Source organism: Salipiger sp. PrR007, from assembly GCF_010499845.1.
Lineage (GTDB): Bacteria > Pseudomonadota > Alphaproteobacteria > Rhodobacterales > Rhodobacteraceae > Salipiger > Salipiger pacificus_A.
In genome coordinates, this window is sequence record NZ_JAAGOZ010000010.1 from 1 (window position 1) to 14,318 (window position 14,318).

17 protein-coding genes, 2 pseudogenes and 1 riboswitch are annotated in these 14,318 nt (G+C 64.5%); of the genes and pseudogenes, 12 read left to right on the plus strand and 7 right to left on the minus strand.

From position 1 onward, the window contains the following. The 4 genes and pseudogenes from G0Q01_RS02505 to G0Q01_RS02515 all read left to right on the plus strand — a co-directional run. Positions 1-221 (plus strand): annotated as a pseudogene (locus tag G0Q01_RS02505) (IS110 family transposase); the annotation flags it as partial. A 253-nt stretch (positions 222-474) separates the two neighbouring features. After that, positions 475-948 (plus strand): annotated as a pseudogene (locus G0Q01_RS02510) (IS30 family transposase); the annotation flags it as partial. Between the two features lie 60 nt (positions 949-1,008). Beyond that, on the plus strand, positions 1,009-1,137 hold the full coding sequence (locus G0Q01_RS27030) for a hypothetical protein (protein ID WP_255455526.1): 129 nt from the start codon (positions 1,009-1,011) through the stop codon (positions 1,135-1,137). Beyond that, positions 1,134-1,274 carry an integrase gene (locus G0Q01_RS02515; RefSeq protein ID WP_164189969.1) on the plus strand — a complete coding sequence of 47 codons (141 nt, stop codon included), beginning with the start codon at positions 1,134-1,136 and terminating at the stop codon, positions 1,272-1,274. The genes G0Q01_RS27030 and G0Q01_RS02515 overlap by 4 nt, the downstream gene beginning before the upstream one ends. A 123-nt stretch (positions 1,275-1,397) precedes the next feature. Here G0Q01_RS02515 and G0Q01_RS02520 read toward each other — a convergent pair whose 3' ends face one another. The 3 genes from G0Q01_RS02520 to G0Q01_RS02530 all read right to left on the minus strand — a co-directional run bounded on the left by G0Q01_RS02520 (position 1,398) and on the right by G0Q01_RS02530 (position 3,323). Next, positions 1,398-1,925 carry a GNAT family N-acetyltransferase gene (locus G0Q01_RS02520; protein WP_164189971.1) on the minus strand — a complete coding sequence of 176 codons (528 nt, stop codon included), beginning with the start codon at positions 1,923-1,925 and terminating at the stop codon, positions 1,398-1,400. 85 nt (positions 1,926-2,010) lie between these two features. Beyond that, entirely contained in the window at positions 2,011-2,574 is a 564-nt protein-coding gene (locus G0Q01_RS02525) for an XRE family transcriptional regulator (protein WP_164189973.1), read from the minus strand. Positions 2,575-2,711: 137 nt separating this feature from the next. Beyond that, entirely contained in the window at positions 2,712-3,323 is a 612-nt protein-coding gene (locus G0Q01_RS02530; protein WP_164189975.1) for a cupin domain-containing protein, read from the minus strand. 245 nt (positions 3,324-3,568) lie between these two features. Here G0Q01_RS02530 and G0Q01_RS02535 point away from each other — a divergent pair, with 245 nt between their 5' ends. The 4 genes from G0Q01_RS02535 to G0Q01_RS02550 all read left to right on the plus strand — a co-directional run bounded on the left by G0Q01_RS02535 (position 3,569) and on the right by G0Q01_RS02550 (position 7,027). Beyond that, positions 3,569-4,306, plus strand: a complete 738-nt coding sequence (locus G0Q01_RS02535; protein ID WP_108970652.1) for an ABC transporter substrate-binding protein — start codon at positions 3,569-3,571, stop codon at positions 4,304-4,306. Between the two features lie 67 nt (positions 4,307-4,373). After that, positions 4,374-5,030 carry an amino acid ABC transporter permease gene (locus G0Q01_RS02540; protein ID WP_108970651.1) on the plus strand — a complete coding sequence of 219 codons (657 nt, stop codon included), beginning with the start codon at positions 4,374-4,376 and terminating at the stop codon, positions 5,028-5,030. Continuing rightward, positions 5,027-5,758: an amino acid ABC transporter ATP-binding protein gene (locus G0Q01_RS02545; RefSeq protein ID WP_164189978.1), complete on the plus strand. Its 732-nt coding sequence runs from the start codon at positions 5,027-5,029 to the stop codon at positions 5,756-5,758. Before G0Q01_RS02540 ends, G0Q01_RS02545 begins: the two co-directional genes overlap by 4 nt. A gap of 12 nt (positions 5,759-5,770) precedes the next feature. Beyond that, positions 5,771-7,027 carry an FAD-binding oxidoreductase gene (locus G0Q01_RS02550; RefSeq protein WP_164189980.1) on the plus strand — a complete coding sequence of 419 codons (1,257 nt, stop codon included), beginning with the start codon at positions 5,771-5,773 and terminating at the stop codon, positions 7,025-7,027. Positions 7,028-7,428: 401 nt separating this feature from the next. On the opposite strand, the gene G0Q01_RS02555 is transcribed toward G0Q01_RS02550, so the two are convergent. The 3 genes from G0Q01_RS02555 to G0Q01_RS02565 all read right to left on the minus strand — a co-directional run bounded on the left by G0Q01_RS02555 (position 7,429) and on the right by G0Q01_RS02565 (position 10,208). Next, positions 7,429-8,568 carry an aminotransferase class V-fold PLP-dependent enzyme gene (locus tag G0Q01_RS02555; RefSeq protein ID WP_164189983.1) on the minus strand — a complete coding sequence of 380 codons (1,140 nt, stop codon included), beginning with the start codon at positions 8,566-8,568 and terminating at the stop codon, positions 7,429-7,431. 65 nt (positions 8,569-8,633) lie between these two features. Then, positions 8,634-9,305 carry an amino acid ABC transporter permease gene (locus G0Q01_RS02560; protein ID WP_164189985.1) on the minus strand — a complete coding sequence of 224 codons (672 nt, stop codon included), beginning with the start codon at positions 9,303-9,305 and terminating at the stop codon, positions 8,634-8,636. Between the two features lie 93 nt (positions 9,306-9,398). Further along, the gene (locus tag G0Q01_RS02565) at positions 9,399-10,208 is read right to left on the minus strand and encodes an ABC transporter substrate-binding protein (RefSeq protein WP_164189987.1); all 810 of its coding nucleotides are present in this window, start codon (positions 10,206-10,208) and stop codon (positions 9,399-9,401) included. Positions 10,209-10,385: 177 nt separating this feature from the next. Between G0Q01_RS02565 and G0Q01_RS02570 the strand changes: the two genes are divergently transcribed. Continuing rightward, positions 10,386-11,036: a GntR family transcriptional regulator gene (locus G0Q01_RS02570; protein ID WP_164189989.1), complete on the plus strand. Its 651-nt coding sequence runs from the start codon at positions 10,386-10,388 to the stop codon at positions 11,034-11,036. A 50-nt stretch (positions 11,037-11,086) separates the two neighbouring features. Further along, on the plus strand, positions 11,087-11,836 hold the full coding sequence (locus G0Q01_RS02575) for an amino acid ABC transporter ATP-binding protein (RefSeq protein WP_164189992.1): 750 nt from the start codon (positions 11,087-11,089) through the stop codon (positions 11,834-11,836). Positions 11,837-11,904: 68 nt separating this feature from the next. Here G0Q01_RS02575 and G0Q01_RS02580 read toward each other — a convergent pair whose 3' ends face one another. Beyond that, positions 11,905-12,684, minus strand: coding sequence for a tryptophan 2,3-dioxygenase family protein (locus G0Q01_RS02580; RefSeq protein WP_203594872.1), 780 nt, complete (start codon positions 12,682-12,684; stop codon positions 11,905-11,907). Between the two features lie 125 nt (positions 12,685-12,809). On the opposite strand from G0Q01_RS02580, the gene G0Q01_RS02585 reads away from it, so the two are divergent. Continuing rightward, on the plus strand, positions 12,810-13,280 hold the full coding sequence (locus tag G0Q01_RS02585; protein WP_108970643.1) for an Lrp/AsnC family transcriptional regulator: 471 nt from the start codon (positions 12,810-12,812) through the stop codon (positions 13,278-13,280). A gap of 88 nt (positions 13,281-13,368) precedes the next feature. Beyond that, positions 13,369-13,472: riboswitch (TPP riboswitch) on the plus strand. A gap of 44 nt (positions 13,473-13,516) precedes the next feature. Further along, positions 13,517-14,317: a bifunctional hydroxymethylpyrimidine kinase/phosphomethylpyrimidine kinase gene (gene thiD / locus G0Q01_RS02590; protein WP_164189996.1), complete on the plus strand. Its 801-nt coding sequence runs from the start codon at positions 13,517-13,519 to the stop codon at positions 14,315-14,317. Position 14,318 lies beyond the last annotated feature (1 nt).

The window sequence follows — 14,318 nt, forward strand, 5'->3', positions numbered from 1 at the left end:
TGGGGCAACGGGACATTCGCAGACTGTTGATCATCGGCGCCATGACGCGGGTCAGATGGGCGGTCAAGAACGGCCCTCCCAAAGGGTCCTGGTTGGAGCAGATGCTGGCGCGCAAGCCCCGGATGCTGGTCGCCATCGCCCTGGCAAACAAAACCGCCCGCGCGATCTGGGCGATGATGACGAAACAAGAGGACTATCGAGACCCCGCCCTTGCCGCGTGACACGGTGAGGGTTGGCAGGTGTGAGACGGACATTGAACAGTAAGGACAAACGATCGACCAGATCGAGGTTGGGGAAACCAGGCACTCCCAGAGAGCTTGCAACTCGGGCGCATTGATATGGACCCAACCTTCGCATCGCCATACCGGCCCGCGGCATTGTCAAAGCCGCACATCGAGGCCTGACACATGACCGTACCCGATCACATGTTCGACCCGTTCAAGAAAGGCTTGCACCGACCGAGGTATCCACACATGGGAGTGCGACTTGGTGATGTTCCGCAAGGAGCACGGCAAGATCAACGTGACCTCCCTGGTGGAGCGTGTCAGCCGCTACACCGTCGTGCTGCGCAACGAGGACCGACGATCGAAGCCGATCATGGAATCCCTCATCCAGGGGCTCTCGGCCCTGCCCGCCGACGCACGCCAATCCATCACCTTCGACCGCGGAACCGAGTTCTCGGCATGGCGGCGGCTCAAGGATGGGATCGGCGCGGACAGCTGGTTCTGCGACCCGCAGGCGCCTTGGCAGAAAGGCACAGTCGAGAACACCAACAACCGTCTGCGCAAGTTCCTGCCCCGCTCGACCGAACCGACGGCGCTGACAAATCGATATTTGAGGTCGATTTGCCAGCGCCTCAACGCGACGCCCCGTAAATGCCTGGGCTACCGAACGCCTGCCGAGGTCTTCGAGGCTAAGCTCGTGGATATCCGGAACAGACTGACATAGAATAGGAAATCAGGCTTTGCGCTTCGGCGTGAGTTCACAAGGGGAGCGCGCGCCCCTCATTTGCGACTCCGGGAGATGGCCCGCGTGCTCCAGCGCTCGAAGACCATCATTGACCGCGAGATCAAGCGGAACTGGTTCAGCGATGAGTGCCTGGTGGGCTATGATGGCTACGTGACGTCGCTGCCATGACGGAGCTCGAGCTGAAGCAGCTCTGCGACCAACTCAACACCACGCCCCGCCAGTGCCTCGGCTGGAGGACCCCGGCCGAAGTCTTCCGCGAAGAAATGTTGGAAGAAAACGGCCGACGCCCCTACCGTCTCAGCTAATGGGAGTCGCGCTTCAGGTAATGCGCACTGAAGAGGTCGCCCCGGTGATGTTTGCCATCAGCAGGTTTTGCACCACCAATGCCGCGCCGGCCGCAACCAGAAGGCCGAGCGTGATGCCTGGCGTTATTTGCCGTCCTGCCGATCGGGGGCCGCGCGCGCGTCGAGCGTCAACTGCAGGAACGCGAGATCGAGCCAGCGATCGAATTTCGTGCCCACTTGCTTCAAGAGGCCGGTCTGTTCGAAGCCCAGCTTCTGGTGCAAGCGGATCGAGCCCAGGTTGCCTGCCTCGATTCCGGCGACCATCACGTGCTTGCCGGCGGCACGGGCGCGGCCGATCAGCGCCTCCATCAACGCCTTGCCGATCCCCGTCCCGCGCTGGCCTGCGCGGACGTAGATGGAATGTTCGACCGTATGGCGGTAGCCATCCCAGGCGCGCCAGTCGCCAAAGGAGGCATACCCAAGCACCCCCTCCTCGTCCGAGACGGCCACCAGCACCGGATATCCGGCCTTCTGCCGCTCCGCGAGCCATGCGCGGCGGTTCTCGACATCGACCGTGGTTTCGTTCCAGATCGCCGTCGTGTGCGCGACGGCGTCGTTGTAAATCGCCGTGACCCCGGCGAGGTCACGATCCTCGGCGTCGCGAATCTGCATCTCCGTTTCCCCTGCGCACTATGGTGGCAGGGATATCCACTATATTGGATATATCGTCAATATGCTGCGCCTCCGCGAGCCCCAGTCACCCGTCGCGCAGGACCGCCACGACATAGGTGCAAGCCTGATCGCCCTCATTTCGGAAAACACAGTCCTCGGGTGCGCCCAGATGCAGGCAGTCCCCGGTGTGCAGCACATGACGGACATCGCCCTCGAGAAAGACCAGCTCGCCCTCCAGAACCCAGATCAATTGCCGGATGAAGGCATAGGCCGAGGCCGGCATGGGCACATCCTTGCCACTTGGAAGGGTGACCTGCACGAGATCGAGCGGCATGTCCGACTTGGGCGAGACCTGGCGGCGGATATAGCCGGTGTCCGGATCGGTCCAGATCGGCTGGTCCTCCCTGCGCAGGAGATTGCCACCGGCCGCCTCGGCGCGAGCAAGCAAGGTCGACATGCTGAGCCCGAAGGCCCCGGAAAGCTTGCCGAGGAAATTGGCGGTCGGGGAGCTGTCGGCGCGCTCGACCTTGTGGATCATTGCCCGAGAGACCTTCGCCCGCTGGGCCAGCTCGGTGAGGGACCAGCCGCGGCTCTCCCTCTCGGCGCGGATGCGGGCCCCAAGCCTGTGGTCAATGTCATCGCTCTTCATCGTACTACCATAGTAGACGGATCGATGCGCCGGCAAGGTCGTGGTGAACAAGGAGTTTCGGCGGCCTCGAAGCGGAAGCTATCGCCAGCACTCCAGAATCCGAAGGGGCCCTTGGCGTTGCCCACAGCGCCGGCACCCTACCAGACCGGCGGCGTTGTCACCCACATCACCCGGCTTTGATCGTTGCCGAGATTTCGGAACCTGTGCGGGCGGCGGCTTTCAAAGTGGAAGGCGTCGCCCTCACCCAGCACGAAACGGTCGTCCTCGACCCAAAGTTCGAGCTTCCCGCTGAGCACCACGCCGCATTCCTCGCCTTCATGGGAATAGGATTCCTCCCCCGAGCTGCCGCCCGGATCGAGGACGATCTCCATCACCTGCAGCGTGCCCTTGTCGTGCGCCGTGAGGAAGGACTTCACCATGCCCTTGTCACCGAAGTCGACAGTACGCCGCCGCCCTTCGCGGACGATGATCCCGGCCTCGCGGCTGGCACCGTCGGTTTCGGCGAAGAGCGACAGGAAAGGAATGCCGATCACCTCGCAGATCGCGCGCAGGTTGCGGATCGAGGGCGAAGAGATGCCGCGCTCGATCTGGCTTAGCAGCCCGGTGGAGATCCCCACCCCTTCGGCGACGGTCTGCAACGAGAACCCGCGTCCCTTGCGCGCCTGCCGGACCGCTTCGCCAAGCGAGATGTCGTCCATCTCACCCATCGGATCTGACAGCAGCTTCGCTTCATTTTCGGCTGAGGGCATCGGCGAATCTTCATCCCAGTGAACGCAGCGCCGGCGGCACCGCCCCGACGACCGCTCCTGCTTACCTTCGCCCGCATGAAAAATGAAGAGAAACCGTCACCTAACGCGCAATATTTCACACAAGTGAAATTTTGGCGCAAAATCTGTTGCATTGGACATATTCTTCAATATCGTGAAGAACAGAATGAAACCGCGTCACCCCGCCCCGGCGGCAAGCGTGGCGCCAGACACAGGGAAGACTGCCGATGAAACTCCGCTCGCTCGCCATGGCCGGGGCGCTCGCGCTCTGCGCGGCCCAATCGCACGCCGAGAATTTGACGGTCGGAGTGACCACGACCGGCATTCCCTTCACCTTCGTCGACACCGGCACGCAGAAGCCGACCGGCGCGATGGTGGACCTCGCCGCCGCCATTGCCGAAGATCTCGAGATGACGCCCGAATTTGCCGTCACCCAGTTCTCGGCGCTGATCCCCGCGCTGCAGACAGGCAAGATCGACGTCATCTCGGCCGGCATGTTCGCCACGGACAAGCGCAAGGAAGTGGTGGACTTCTCGACCCCGGTCTACAGCTACGGCGACGCAGCCTTCGTGGCAGCGGAGGATGCGGGCGCCTATCAGCTCGAGGATCTCGCGGGCGAAGTGGTCGGCGCGCAGATCGGCACGACCTTCGCGGACCAGCTTCAGGAAAAGGGTATCTTCAGCGAGGTGAAGCTCTACGACAGCCTGGTCGACATCATGCGCGACGTGAAGCTCGGTCGGATCAAGGCGGGCTTCGGCGACAAGCCGATCGTCGCCTATCAGATCGCACAGAACCCGGGGCTGGGGGTGAAGTTGGTGGACGGCTACACGCCGATGGGTGTCGGCGATGTCGCGCTCGCGGTCTCGAAGGACAAGCCCGAGCTGCTCGAACAGGTCAACGCCGCCATCGCCGAGATGCAGCAAAGCGGCGAGTTGGCCGAGATTTTCGGCAAGTACGGGCTCTGACCCCTTAGCCAGACTTGCCGGGCCCGGCCCAAGCGCCGGGCCCGTGACGTCCTGACAGGAGACCTCCATGTCCCCCCTTTCCGAGCGGATACAGGAGTATCTGCCGCTGCTTGTCACCGGGCTCTGGCAGACTGTTGCCGTGACCCTGCTTTCGCTTGTCCTCGCCTCGGCGCTGGGTCTGATGTGGGCGCTGATGCGCAGTTCCGGGAACCGCTGGCTGAGCCTTCCCGCGCGCTACATCGTCGAGTTCCTCCGCGGGATCCCGATCCTCGTCGTGCTCTTCTACATCTATTTCGTAATGCCCGAGATCGGCCTTGACCTGACCGCCTTCCAGGCCGGGGTGATGGGGCTTGCGCTGACCTATTCGTGCTACATCGGCGAGACTTTCCGCGGCGGCATCGAAGCCGTGGACCGGGGTCAGATCGAGGCCGCAAAGTCCATCGGCATGAAGCATGGCAAGATGATGCGCCGCATCGTGGTGCCTCAGGCCTTCCGCATCGCCCTGCCGCCCTACGGCAACAATATGGTCATGCTGCTCAAGGACAGCAGCCAGGTGTCGGTGATCTCGGTCGCAGAGCTGACCATGCAAGGCAAGATGCTGGCGTCCTCGACCTTCGACAACATGACCGTCTTCACCATGGTCGCGGCGCTCTACCTGTGCCTGACGATCCCGCTGAACTTCCTGATGCGCCGGGTCGAACTCAAAATGGGAGCCTCGACGTGATCCGTTTCGAGAATATCCACAAGTCCTTTGGCAAGCACGAGGTGCTCAAGGGCATCGACGCCGAGGTCGACAAGGGCCAGGTGGTATGCCTGATCGGCGCCTCGGGCTCGGGCAAGTCGACGCTGCTGCGCTGCGTCAACGGGCTCGAGGATTACCAATCGGGCCGCATCAGCATCGACGGCGAGACGGTTGACGCCCACGCGGCCTCGATCCACGCGATCCGCACGCGGGTGGCTATGGTGTTCCAGCGCTTCAACCTCTTCCCGCACATGACCGCTCTGCAGAACGTCATGGAGGGGCCGGTGCACGTGCTGGGCGAGAACCGCGAGGAGGTGCGCGCCCGCGCCGAAGAACACCTTCGCCGCGTCGGACTGGCCGAGAAGATGGATTTCTACCCCTCGGCTCTCTCCGGAGGGCAGCAGCAGCGCGTCGCTATCGCGCGCGCGCTGGCGATGCGGCCCGACGCGATCCTGCTGGACGAGCCAACCTCGGCGCTCGACCCCGAAATGGTCGGCGAGGTGCTCTCGGTGCTGCGCGATCTGGCACAGGAGCATATGACCATGCTCATCGTCACCCACGAGATCCAGTTCGCCCGCGAGGTCGCCGATGGCGTGATCTTCCTCGATCAGGGGCGGATCGCCGAACACGGCAACGCCGAGGAGGTTCTGACCCGGCCGCAAAACCCGCGCACGCAGGAATTCCTGCGCCGCGTCACCCATCCCATCTGATCGGAGTCCGCCATGGCCTTCCCCTCGCTCTGGGCCACCACAGCCCCCGACGGACCGAGCTGGCCTCAGCTCGATCAAAGCCTGCGCTGCGACGTGCTGGTGATCGGCGGCGGTTTCCAGGGACTGTCCGCCGCGCTGCACCTGGCCGAGGCCGGGACCGACGTGGTGCTGCTCGAGGCGCAGGAGCCCGGCTTCGGCGCCTCTGGGCGCAATGGCGGGCAGGTCATCCCCGGCCTGAAGGATGACCCGGACACGCTGGACCGGCTCTGGGGACCGGCGGCGAGCGATTTCGCTGGGAGCACCGCCGACACCCTCTTTGCGCTGGTGGCGCGGCTCGGCATCGACTGCGACGCGGTGCAGGGCGGCTGGATCCAGGCCGGCAACCGGCACGTGCACCTGCCCGTGTTGCGGGCGCGCATGGCGCAATGGCAAGCGCGCGGCGTCAATGCCGACTGGCTGGACACCGCCGCGATGGCGCGGGTCACCGGTGCGCGTGGCTTCGTCGGCGGCTGGCGCGATCCTCGAGCCGGGCGGGTCCACCCGCTGAAGCTGGCGCGCGGGCTGGCGCTGGCGGCGGCGGCGGCCGGCGTCAAGCTCTTCGCGCGAAGCCCCGCGCTCGACCTGAGCCGCACTGGCGCGGGCTGGCAGGCCCGGCTTGACGCCGGCGCCACGGTCAAGGCGGAGCGGGTGATCCTCGCCAGCAATGTCTACACCCCCGCCTCGCTGGATAAGCGGCTGGCCCGGGCGACTGTGCCAGCAAACAGCTTCCAGATCGCCACCGCGCCGCTGAACGCGGAGCAGCTCGCGCGCATCCTGCCCGGCGGCGAGGTGGTCTCGGAAGCGCGGCGCGTCGGCACCTACTTCCGCATCGGCCCCGAGAACCGGCTGATGCTCGGCGGGCGCGGCAGCTTTGCCGATCCCCAGAATGCCGCTGCGTTCGCCCGCATCGAGGCGGAGCTCGCAGGACTCTTCGGGCAGGGCTTCGAGATCACGCATCGCTGGTTCGGCCGCGTCGGCATGACTCCCGATCACCGCATCCGGCTCTGCGCCCCGGCGCCGGGGCTGCTGGCCGCCACCGGCTTCAATGGCCGCGGTGTCGCGCTCTCAGTCGCGCTCGGCAAGTCCATGGCGGCGCATTTCGCGCAAGGCGCGCCGCTGCCAATCCCACCCAGCCCGGCCGTCCCCGCCCTGCCCTTCCACGCCCTGCACCCGGTCTACGGCGGCCTCGGTATCCACTACTATCGCCTGCGCGACGCGCTGGATCGCTGACGGGCCGAAGCCCTCGCCCATGTCGCAATTCAGGGCGAGCCTGATGCCCGCTCCAGATCGCCGCGCTCAGCCGGACTCCGCCCTCGTCTCGCTCAAAGATGGTGATGCCCATACGGCCCTGGGGATGGCGGTTCCGCGGGGAGATCGCCGATTGCGCCCCAGCGGTTGACGCACCCAGAGAACATCACAGCTGCCCGGAGCGATCCTCTCCCCTCACACCGACGGAGCGTGCAGGTGGAAGCAATTCTTCCGAGGTTTCTGGGATTTCGGGTGCAGCTTCCGGCGCAGGCTGCCGAAGGGACCGAAATGACTCGGGCGAGGCCGGGCGCTGAGCAGCGCCCGGTAGTTCCGGGATGGCCGCAGCGCCCCGACCCTGCCCGGGCGCTGCGGCATCGCGACCCTCAGCCAATCAGCTCCGCAAGAGCCCGCAGGGTTCTCTCGACGCCCGCGTCGGTGGTCAGAAAACCAGGCGACATGCGCAGGGTCTGGCTACGATTGTCCATGTGAATGTCGCGTGCACTCAGGTCGGCCACCAGCTTGGCCGCGTCGACCTGCTCGGGCAGCGCGACCATGAGGCTGCCACCGCGCTTTTCCGCGTCCCTCGGGCTGGCCAGAGCGAGCCCCAGGTCATCCAGACCGGCCAACAGCTTGGCGGTCAGCGACCGGTTGTGGGCGACGATCGCCAGCCCATCCTGCATCATGCGCCATTCCATCGCGGGCAAGCTGGCGATCGCCGAGATGGTGCTCGGGGTGCCGCTGTTGAAACGCCGCGCATCGTCGGCAAAGGCAAAGGAGTCCAACGCCCAGGAAAAAGGGTTCTCCTGCGAGAACCATCCGCGCAGCTCGGGCTCGCAGGTCGTCAGCACATTCGCGTCCACGTAGATGATCCCGGCGCCGGGGGTGCCGCACATCCATTTGAGGCTCGTCGACAGGGCGAAGTCGACCGCCGGGGCGGTCACGTCATAGGGCAGCAGGCCGGCGCCCTGAGTCAGATCGACGCCGATCATCGAGCCCATCTCCCGGCCATGAGCGACAAGCCGGGGAATGTCGAGCCGGTGGGAACTCGTCGAGCTGATCCAGGTCAGCAGCGCGAGCGCGACGCTCTCGTCCCACTCGGCGATCATGTCCTCTTCCTCGACCCAGGGGCTGCCCTGGCGCATCGCCACGGTGACCAGCTCGAACCCGAAGCGCTTGGCGAGCCCCGCCAAAAGGAAATGCAGCGACGGGAAGCCATCCTCGGCAACCAGCACCTTCTTGCCGCGCAACGTCCCTTCCGGCAGCGCGCCGATGACGGACATCAAGCCAGATGTGACGTTCTCGGTGGTGGCGACGGTCCCCCTCGGCGCGTGGATGAGATCGCCCCAAAGGTCGATGAACCGCTGCCGCTTGCCGAGGATCTCGCCCCATTGGGCGCCATTCGGGGCCGACCAGACCTCGGAGAACTCGGTGAGCCCGGCGGTCATGTCCTGCTGTTTGCCATCGTACTGACCGATGGAATGATAGAGAAAATATGCATCTCCGGTGCCCGAGACTTCGGCCATCATGCTCTCCTGTAGTTCAGATTTGGGCCCGGCGCAGGAAGGGTCCGGGCGGATCGGAGCGCCGCTCAGCGGTACCCACGCTTGAAACGTTGCTCCAGCCAGCCGGTGAACCGCACCATCGGCCAGAGCAGCGCGACGTAAAGCGCCGCGGCCAGCAACAGGGGCGTCGGGTTGGCAAAGAGGGCCTGCGCGTCGGTGGCCTGCTTGAGCAGATCTCCCATGGCCACGACGGAGGCCAGCGAGGTGTCCTTCATGATCGACACGCAATAGGACGCCAGCGGCGGGATCATCATGCGAAACGCCTGCGGCAGGATCACCTTGCGCATCGTGGTCGCGAACGACAGGCCAAGGGCGTCGGATGCTTCGAACTGGCCTTTCGGCACCGCTTCGATCCCGGCCCGGACCACCTCGGCGGTATAGGCGGCGAGGATCAGCGACAGGGCAATCGTCGCCGCCATGAAGGAGGACAGCACGATCCCGGCGAAAGGCAGCGCATAGTAGACGAGGATCAGCACGACCAGCGCCGGAATCGCGCGAAAGACGTCGATGTAGAAGGTCGCCAGCAGTCGCAGGGCCTTGGGCGAATAAAGCCGCACCAGGCAGATGACCACGCCCAGGATTCCGCCGCAAACGATCGAGGCCGCACCCAGCAGGATCGTGTAGACAAGCCCCTGCATGAGCAACGGGAAGGCCCGCCTCATGACATCGATATTGAAGAAAATATCGAGAATTTCCATATTTAGCTCCGGTTGATCATGGTCGGTCCGGCCTGCGTCCATCGTCTCGCTGGGCGGATGGAGGGGCGCGGCGCGCCCTTCCAAGGCAGCGTGTCACTCGGCGGACGTCGGGATCGGCAGCGGGGTCACCGTCAGGCTGCCCTCGGCGGGGGCTTCGCCGAACCACTTTTCGTAGATGCCGGCCATGGTGCCGTCTTCCTTCATCGCCGAAATGGCGTCGTTGAACGCCTGCAGATGATCGGAATTCTTCGGCATCATGATCGCGAACTTGTCGCCTGTCGGGATGTCGAAGGCGACCTTCAGGTCACCCATCTGGGCCTGGGTGAAGGCATAGCGCAGGCCGACGATGTCGTTCACCGCAACATCGATCCGGCCACTGCGCAGATCGGTGAGCAGGTTCGCGGTGGAATCGTAGCTCGCGTAGGACTTGTACCCCAGCTCATCCTCACGCTCCTTGATCCAGGTTTCCGGGAAAGACGTCGCGATCGAGCCGATGCGCTTGCCGCGCAGATCCTCCTGCCCGGCGATGTCCGTGCCCGCCTTCGCCGCGACGCCAAGCGCACCCGAAAAATAGGGCTGGGTGAAGGATTGGGCCTGCAGCCGATCCTCGGTGATGCTCAGCGAGGAGATCACCGCGTCCACCCGGCCCGACGCCGTGGCGACGAAGAGCGCGCGGAAGTCGAGGCCGGTGATCTCGGCGGTGGTGCCGAGCCGCGCCGCGATTTCCTCGACAATGTCGACCTCGAAGCCCTCGAAGGCACCGGCCTCGTTCTTGAATTCCCACGGCGGGTTGGCGGGATAGGAGCCGATCTTCAGCGCGTCCGCCGCCAGCACGGGCGCGGCCGACAGGGCGGCGAAAGCGGCGAGGGCAAGGCCCGCAAGGGTCTGTCGTCTGGGGGTCATGGTGTCTTCCTGTTGTGGCGTGAAGCACATTCGTGCCGTTCTGTGTGACTACCGATTGCACTATCCGTATACTGATTCAAACATTTTCTTTAAGTCTAAAGCTTATTTATTGCGCTATGGCGCAGAAAAGGCCAGAATGGCTTCAATATCAGTATACAGCTTGGCATGGAACGCAGAATGACGGAGCGCCCAAAGCGTCACATCAAGGACGCGATCTACGAGACCTACCTCGGGCGGCTTCAGCGCGGCGAGATCACCCATGAAGATCGGCTGATCGACCTCGCGATCGCTGAGGAATTCGCAGTCTCGCGGATGCCCGTGCGGGACGCGCTCATGCGCCTGACCCACGAGGGCTATCTCGAAAGCACCACCCGCGGCTTTGCGCTGCCCAACCTGAGCCAGTCGCAAATCCTCGAGATCTTCGAGCTTCGCCGGCTGCTGGAGCCGCGCGCCGCGGCGCTCGCCACCTCCGAGCTGACGGACGCGGATCTGGATGCCCTTGCCGCCGCCGTCGCCCGCTCGGAACGGACGCTGGAAACAGGCGATGTGGAAGCGCTCTATGCCGCTTCGGAAGACATCCGCCGGATCTGGATCATGGGGGTGCCGAACACCGCCCTGCGCGAGACCATCCTGCGATACATCGCACAAATCCAATGCGTCCGCCTCGCGACGCTGCACGACTCGGCCTCGCACCAGACGCTTGTGGATTTCCACCGGCAGATGGTCTCGGCCTTCACCACGCGCAACGGGGCTCAGGTCGAATTGCTGTTCCTGCGCTTCGTCCTCGCGGGCGAAGAAAGCTACCGGCGCCTGCACCCCGTCTCGTGACGGCGCAGGAAAACACCCCGATTTCCCGACTTTTCCGACAGGACTGACTGATGACCAAGGCCCCTGCCCCTGCGATCCGGATCTCCGGCCTCAACAAATGGTACGGCAATTTCCATGTGCTTAAGGATATCAACCTGACGGTTGACCAAGGCGAGCGGATCGTCATCGCCGGCCCGTCCGGCTCCGGAAAATCCACGCTGATCCGCTGCATAAACCGGCTCGAGGCGCACGAGGCGGGCGTCATCACCGTCGAGGGGGTGGAGCTGACCTCCGACACGAAAAACATCAGTCGCATCCGCTCGGAAGTCGGCATGTGCTTCCAGCAGTTCAACCTCTTCCCGCACATGACGATCCTCGAGAACTGCATCCTCGCACCCATGTCCGTGCGCAAGGCCTCGCGCAGCGAGGCGATTGACACCGCGATGCACTACCTTGAGCGCGTGCGCATCGCCGATCAGGCCAACAAGTACCCCGGCCAACTTTCCGGCGGCCAGCAACAACGGGTGGCGATCGCGCGCTCTCTTTGCATGAAGCCCCGGATCATGCTCTTCGACGAACCGACTTCGGCGCTCGACCCCGAGATGATCAAGGAAGTCCTCGACACCATGGTTGGCCTTGCCCAGGACGGCATGACCATGCTCTGCGTCACCCACGAGATGGGCTTCGCGCGGCAGGTCGCGGACCGCGTCATCTTCATGGATCGCGGCCAGATCATCGAAGAGAATGCGCCGGAACCCTTCTTCAGCGCCCCGCAGAACGACCGCACCAAGCTTTTCCTGAGCCAGATCTTCGGCCACTGAGCCGGCGGCGTACTCCGGCGGCCTCCTGACCGGCAGGCAGGAGACGACGGGAAGGCCCGATCGGTGCCTCAGCCCATCGGGCAGCCCCCGGCGACGACGGGCTTCTGCGGCTTGTCGTGAATGGCCTCGCGCACGACCCCGTAGCTCGCGCCCCACGCGTCGGTCATATCGCAGCGCACATCCCAGAGCTCGGGAAAGAATCGGTGCTTGGCGCCCGCTTCCAGCAGCCCCACGGGGCGCCCCTTCAACGATCTTGACCCCAGCCCGATCGACCGGTGGATGAGGAAAAGGTGCATGGCGCGAAACTTCTGGAACAGCTCATCATACTCGACCAGGGCCTCGGCGACGACATAGCTCTCGCCGTGATCGTACTTGGCGTCGTAGACCTCCGCGACGGTCAGCCCCTTGCCATCGAGATAGGTCGCCTTGTAGGCGCTCCACAGATCGTTGGGCATGCGCAGCAGCGTCTGGAAGCCCGGGCTTTCCTGGCCGGATCCGTTGCCAAGCTGCAGGCGGATTTCCTGGTATTCGCGCGGCGACATCGTCTCCAGCACATCGAGCTGCGCCGTCATCAGCCGCATCAGACGGTGAACCCGCCCCATGAGTGTCACGACCCGGTGGGTGTTGCCTTCGTCGAGGTAGGCCATCACGTCGACCAGCGTGTAGGCCATCAGCTTCATCCAAAGCTCTTCGACCTGGTGGACGATCTGGAATTGCAGCTCGTCGGCGTTGCACATCTCGGCCAGCGGTTTCTGGCAATCCAGGAGCTTGGCCACATCCAGATAGACGCCATAGTCCAGCATCTTCGGGGACTCGATCATCTCGTGATACTCGGCGCGGGATTTCATCTGCAGCTCCACTGTTGGATATCCCGACATGTTCCCCTAATCTGGGAAATCATTATTCTCATTCCGCGTATTTTCGGGGAAATTTGGGAACGAATCACCTCACGTTCGCGGATCGGAGAGAACGAATGGATGCCGTCGATCTGAAAATCCTGGGACTCCTCGAAGCAGACGCGCGCCTGTCTTTCGCCGAGCTGTCAGACCGGCTGCAGATGTCGAAAACCCCGGTCTGGAAACGCGTCAAGGCCCTTGAGCTGGCCGGTGCGATCACCGGCTACAAGGCCGTGCTCGACCCAGCGGCCCTGGGATTCGGGCTCGAGGCCAACATCACAGTGACGCTCGATTTCGAAGCTGCGGAAGCATTCGAGCGCGAAGTGACGCGCCATCCCTCGATCTGGCGATGCCACGCCACGACGGGCGACGCCGACTATGCCCTTCATGTCATCGCCCGCGACATGGCCGAGATGGACACTCTCATCCGCTACGAGATCGCGCGCTTTCCCGGAGTCATCCGCACCCGGACCTCCGTGATCACCCGTGCGATCAAGCGCGATCAGAGCCTCGCTGATCTCGCGACGCGGCGCCCCGACAAGGGTTAGAAGGCCCGACCGGCAACAACGGTGCGGCGTGGGCGCACCGAGATTGTGCCAGCCGGTTTGACTTCGGTCCGTCGCGTTGCTACCCATTTGCGTACCGTTGGGGTGCCTCGAAAAGGCTGAGAGGCGCGAACGCGCTAACCCATCGAACCTGATCCGGGCAATACCGGCGTAGGGAACGGTCTATAGCTATCGGACGTTTTCCATGCGCGGTGCCCTTGTTTTTGGAGGAGCACCCTTTGGCGCATGTCGCTTTGACCATAGCCGGATCCGACAGCAGCGGCGGCGCGGGCATCCAGGCGGACCTGAAGACCATGTCCGCGCTTGGTGTCTACGGCGCCAGCGTCATCACCGCGGTGACCGCCCAGAACACCTGCGCCGTATCCGCCGTGCACGCCATCCCGCAAGACATCATCGAGGCGCAGATCAGCGCCGTGCTGAGCGATCTCGACGTGCGCGCGGTCAAGATCGGAATGCTGGCGACGCCGGATATCATCGACTGCGTGACCCGCGCTCTCGCGGGATATGGCGGCGCCATCGTGCTCGATCCGGTGATGATCGCAAAGTCCGGAGACGCTCTGCTTGCCCCTGACGCCGTGGCGGCGCTGCGCGAGAAACTTGCCCCCCGTGCGACCCTCGTGACCCCGAACCTGCCCGAGGCCGCCGCGTTGCTGCGTCTGCCCCTCGCCAGCACCGCGGAGGAGATGATCGACCAGGGCAAGGCGCTCTGCGCGGGCGGTGCGCAGGCTGTCCTGATGAAGGGGGGCCACGCCGAGGGCGCGCTCTGCGAGGATATCCTGATCTCGGGCGGCGAAGTTCTGGCCAGCTTCACCGCCCCGCGTCAGCACACCCGCAACACCCATGGCACCGGCTGCACGCTCTCCTCGGCCATCGCTGCCGGTCTTGCGAAGGGGCAGCCTCTCGCGGAGGCCACCGCCGAGGCGCACCGCTACGTCCAGCAGGCGATTGCGGCGGCCGACGGGCTGAATGTCGGTCACGGCCATGGGCCGCTGCACCACTTCCACCATGTCTGGAGCTGAG